We start from the raw sequence: 3,805 nt of genomic DNA, 5'->3' as shown, positions 1-3,805 counted from the left end.
TATTGGGGGTCAGTTCATTATGCGGCTTTTTTATTGAGCTTGGTAATTATTGAGTTAGCAAGCTAGCAACTGATTGAGTTCTCTGTTCAGTTGTAGGCTTAGCTTGAAACAATCTCATTACTGTGAACACCAAATTGTTTTGCAGCGTAAGCAACGCGCTCAGCAGGTTTTGGGTATTCAGCGGGTGTACCAAGGTTTTCAATATGCTGTAATCTAGGAAGTAGACCTGCGCCGTTGGCGATTTGGATAGCCAAACCTGGGCGAGCATTAAGTTCAAGTACCATTGGCCCTTCTTCTTGGTCTAAAACCATGTCCGTACCCATGTAACCCAAGCCAGTCATTTCCCAAGCGCTTGATGCAAGAATCAGCAGCTTTTCCCAGTGAGGAACTTGCAGCAGTGCCAGTTCTTTACCTGTATCTGGGTGGTGCGTCACCGGTTGGTCAAACTGAACCGCTCGTACTGCTTTGCCTGTTGCAATGTCGATACCTACACCCACGGCACCTTGGTGAAGGTTAGCCTTGCCATCAGAAGCTGAAGTAGAAAGACGCATCATCGCCATGACAGGGTAGCCTTTGAATACGATGATACGTACATCTGGTACACCTTCATAACTGAAACCGTCAAAACATTCGTCAAACTTAATCAGGTTTTCAACAACGGCAACGTCGTTCTTACCACCTAGTGAGAAAAGACCGGCAAGAGCGTTACTGATGTGACGCTCTACATCTTCTTCATTAATGGTTGAGCCAGACGGCTTAGTGTAAACGCCGTCCTTGTGTGAGGTGATGACAAGGATACCCTTACCACCACTCCCTTGAGCTGGCTTGATTACAAAACCCGGCCACTCTTTAACCATCTTGTGAATTGTCTTTACTTCAGCTTGGTGACTGATCACGCCGATAAGTTTAGGCACTGTAGCACCTGCTTGTTCCGCAATGATTTTAGTCTTGAGCTTGTCATCTACTAACGGATACTTGGAGCGATCATTGTAACGACCAATATAGCTATGGTTACGCTTGTTCATCCCCATGATGCCTTTGTCTTTCAACTTAAACGGCGAAGTAAACTGTTCAAACATAACTTAATCCTCCGCTAGCGGTTTAAAGCGACGTAGCTCAGTTAAGCGGTAACCAGTGTAAGTACCTAGTAGTAAAATACCACCTAGGACAATCAGTTGTAGACCGATAAAGTTAAATGTTAGGTGTTGAATGAACGGGTTAGTCATTGCTAAGTAAACAAGTACGGCAGTCAATAGTGAGCCACCACCTTGAAGAACAACTTCTTTCGCGCCTTCTTCTTCCCATAGGATAGACATACGTTCGATAGTCCAAGATAGGATGATCATTGGGAAGAACGTGATAGATAGACCTTCAGTCAGACCCACTTTGAAAGCAACCACGGTAAACACGGAAATAATCATGATTACCGTGATAATCACCGCGGATATCCTGGCAACCAGCAGTAGGTTGAGCTTGGATAAGTAGCTACGAATAATAAGGCCTGTGCCGACAATCAGTAAGAAACCGACAATACCCGTAACCAGTTGTGTTTGAACAAAGGCTACTGCAATCAGAACTGGCATGAAGGTACCAGATGTTTTCAACCCGATGATGACACGTAAGAACACAACAATCAGAGCACCGATTGGAATTAGCATGATGGTTTTAAACATCGCTTGCTCTTCTAGCGGTAGGCTGTGAATCGATAGGTTCAATAATTGGTCTGCAGAGACTTTACTGTTGGTTGCTTCAGTAGGAGTAATATCTTGAGCAATCATCGAGAAGTGAACTTTACTGTTTTGACCACCAACAACATCTAACAGAGATACGTTCGACTCATCCCAGATAAGTAGGTTTGGTTGAACTTGTTGTTCGCTTGATTCAGGGGAGAACAGAATCCACTGATCGTTATCCCAAACTTGGAGCATGTTCTGAATGGATTGACGACGGCGACCATCTTCTAGCTCGATAACACCAACCACTTTGTTGTGGATTTTTGCTGCCGAAAGTAGCTTGTGTGTCGCTTCTACTTTGGTCATGTTGTTCAGAAGCAGTGCTGAGTTTTGGCTGTCTGGATCGTTAAGCGTTTTGATCAGCTCACGAGTGAAGGTTAGGTTGTCCGCTGAACGCTTGGTTGCGCGGTCAATCAAAGCAATCGATGCTGCTTCTTCTGGTCCGTCGAAACTTGGTTGAGCAACTTCACCTTCTGGTGGGTTCTCAGTAACTTTTGCTTGGCTATCGACTAAGAATTGAGTTTTGTAGTAGATGGTTTGCGGACCATCAGCATAGCGGATAGACCATTCAGCACGGCGACCTGATTCGGTATTCAAGTAAGAGATACCGTAGCCTGGTGATGAAGCTGACTCGCTGATGAGCGTGTAGTTGGACTGAGTATGAGGAGCCGCTAATGAAACCTTCGCTTCTTTGCCTACTGCATTGAATTCGATACGAGCTTCAATGTCCCACACCTGTCTGGTTTCCCCTGGGGTCCAAGGAACACCATAGGTCGTATGTCTGAACATACTCAGTGCTATACCTGCTGCAATGAGCAGGAAAATAGAGATATAAAATGGAATTCGTGACGTCATAGCTTACCCTACTATTGTTATTTGGCTTCCGTTTGTACGTACTGTTTACTTACATCTACTAGCGCGATGTCTTTGATAAATTCGCGCCCTAGTAATACAGGGTGACTCATTTGAGAGCGATCCGCCAATGTAAATTGCGCTTTTTCATGGATTTTTCCAACTTTAACCCATAATTCGATCACAGCTCGACGTTCTGCTTGGTCGGTCGTTGACTGACGGATTTTCACATAACGTACAACAGGCGCTTCAATCCATTTTTGATCTTCTGTCGCTTGTGATTTATCAGCTAGGTGGAATCGTACCCAATCTTTGCCATTACGTTCGAATTCTTTGATATCGACAGCATTCAAAGAGGATGTTGTTGCACCCGTATCAACACGAGCATCGAAGCTTTGTTTGATAGAGTCGATAGATACTTTTTCGATGCCGCCAAGGATTGTAGGCTGTGAAGTTGGAGCAACAGGAGCCGCTGCAACTGCGACTGGCTCTTCCTCTTCCAGTTCTTCAATCACTTTGTGTTCCATGCTGGTTAGGTGGACATCAAGCTGTTGAGAAAGGGTTGTGATTTCGTCTTCTAAGCTTTCAATGTAATCGCTTTGATTGCTTAGTTGCAGTTCAAGATTTTGAACCTTATTTGCGATGTTTGTCTCTGAGCGGGCAATAGCGTCGAGAGTTTCTTGGTGGTAGGCCGCACCATTAGTTAGGGTACAACCGGAGAGCAAACCAACCGCCACAATTGGCGATAATCGCTTAAACATAAAAAAACCTTTGGGAAATTAGAGAATAGTTCAGACTATTTAGAAGTTTAGCCCACAAAAAAGGATGCGTGAAGCATCCTATTGTAAGAGTCTGGTCATATTGAATCGCAATGTGAGCGCTACGCCAATTATTGCTATTTGAAATAGCTCATTTATTAAACATTGATCTGTTTTAGAAAATAAATGAGCTCTAGAGACAAATTTTGTTACGACGCAATTTGGGTTTTTGAATATTTAGTTTATGGCTTGGTTGCGACAAGAATAGCGCGTCTCGGCGCAGGGTGACCTTCAACAGTTTTACTTGGGTCGTTTGAATCTAGGTAATCCGGCAGAGAGTTGTGTGTCATCCACTCAGTTGTGCGTTGCTCTCCAATTGTTGTGACATTCTCATCCACGATGCGTACGTCTTTAAAGCCAACTTGTTCAAGCCAGCGTTTCAGGGCGCGAGCAGAAGGGAAG

The 3,805-nt window shown here is 44.4% G+C and carries 4 protein-coding genes; all 4 read right to left on the bottom strand.

Annotation, left to right across the window (positions count from 1 at the left end; genetic code table 11):
• Window positions 1-98 precede the first annotated feature (98 nt).
• Window positions 99-1,079: an alpha-L-glutamate ligase-like protein gene (locus BCT81_RS12305; protein WP_102424593.1), complete on the bottom strand. Its 981-nt coding sequence runs from the start codon at window positions 1,077-1,079 to the stop codon at window positions 99-101.
• Between the two features lie 3 nt (window positions 1,080-1,082).
• Window positions 1,083-2,588 carry an inactive transglutaminase family protein gene (locus BCT81_RS12300; RefSeq protein WP_102424592.1) on the bottom strand — a complete coding sequence of 502 codons (1,506 nt, stop codon included), beginning with the start codon at window positions 2,586-2,588 and terminating at the stop codon, window positions 1,083-1,085.
• A 17-nt stretch (window positions 2,589-2,605) separates the two neighbouring features.
• Complete coding sequence (locus BCT81_RS12295) at window positions 2,606-3,346, bottom strand: ATP-dependent zinc protease (protein ID WP_004741100.1); 741 nt, start codon at window positions 3,344-3,346, stop codon at window positions 2,606-2,608.
• 239 nt (window positions 3,347-3,585) lie between these two features.
• The coding region (locus tag BCT81_RS12290) for a DUF1698 domain-containing protein (RefSeq protein ID WP_133152613.1) at window positions 3,586-3,805 on the bottom strand (220 nt) is incomplete at its 5' end.

Source organism: Vibrio sp. 10N.261.52.A1 (genome assembly GCF_002876325.1).
In the GTDB taxonomy this organism is placed as follows: domain Bacteria; phylum Pseudomonadota; class Gammaproteobacteria; order Enterobacterales; family Vibrionaceae; genus Vibrio; species Vibrio chagasii.
Note: the sequence above shows the minus strand (reverse complement) of the source record. Positions and strands in the feature narration are given on the sequence as shown.